This window comes from Streptomyces sp. NPDC002573 (genome assembly GCF_042889625.1).
GTDB lineage: Bacteria > Actinomycetota > Actinomycetes > Streptomycetales > Streptomycetaceae > Streptomyces > Streptomyces gibsoniae.
In genome coordinates this window covers 1-1106 of sequence record NZ_JBIARC010000285.1, presented here as the reverse complement: position 1 = coordinate 1106, position 1106 = coordinate 1, and the positions used below count along the sequence as shown (strand labels likewise).

1 protein-coding gene is annotated in these 1106 nt (G+C 68.2%); it reads left to right on the top strand.

The features are described from left to right. On the top strand, positions 1–1106 hold a 1106-nt coding region (locus tag ACFYX0_RS47970), incomplete at both ends, for a glutathione-independent formaldehyde dehydrogenase (protein WP_388982216.1).

The following is a 1106-nucleotide window of genomic DNA, read 5'->3' as shown; positions in this document are numbered from 1 at the left end:
GTGAAGGACGTACCGGACGCGAAGATCGAGCATCCCTGCGACATCATCGTCAAGATCACCACCACCAACATCTGCGGTTCGGACCTGCACATGTACGAGGGCCGCACCTCGTTCGAGGCCGGCCGCACCCTGGGACACGAGAACCTGGGCCAGGTCGTGGAGGTCGGCCCGGCCGTCCGCAAGGTCCAGGTCGGCCAGTACGTGGTCCTGCCCTTCAACATCGCCTGCGGCTTCTGCAAGCAGTGCGAGCAGGGTCTCACGAACTACTGCCTGACCATGCAGCCGGAACCGGCCCTCGCCGGAGCCGCCTACGGATTCGCCGACATGGGCCCCTACCAGGGCGGCCAGGCGGAACTGCTGCGTGTGCCCTACGGCGACTTCAACGCGCTGCGTCTGGGCGAGGACGCCGCCGAGCGCCAGACCGACTACGTGATGCTCGCCGACATCTTCCCCACCGGCTACCACGCCACCGAGATGGCCCATGTCAAACCGGGCGACCAGACCATCGTCTTCGGGGCCGGTCCCGTCGGGCTGATGGCGGCCTACTCCGCCCTCATCAAGGGCGCCGGCCGCGTCTGGACGGCCGACTACCAGCCCGACCGGCTGCGCAAGGCGGAGGAGATCGGGGCCATCCCGATCAACACCGCCGAGCAGAACCCCTCGGAGGTCGTCAAGGAGGCCACCCTCGGGCTGGGCGCCGACAACGGCTGCGAATGCGTCGGCTACCAGGCACACGACCCCCAGGGACACGAGGACGCCAGCCTCACGCTCAACGGACTGATCGACTCGGTCAGGTTCACGGGCGACATCGGCGTGGTGGGCGTGTTCCTGCCCCAGGACCCCGGCGGCGCGGAGGCCCAGGGGGAGCTGGAGGCGCAGGGCAAGGTCCCGATCGACTTCGGCATGATGTGGTTCAAGGGTCAGCGCATGGGGACCGGGCAGGCTCCGGTGAAGAAGTACAACCGGGCGCTGCGGGATCTGATCGCCGGCGGGAAGGCGAAGCCGAGTTTCGTCGTCTCCCACGAGCTCAGCCTGGACGAGGCCCCCACCGCCTACGAGCACTTCGACGCCCGTGACGAGGGCTGGACCAAGGTGGTCCTGCATCC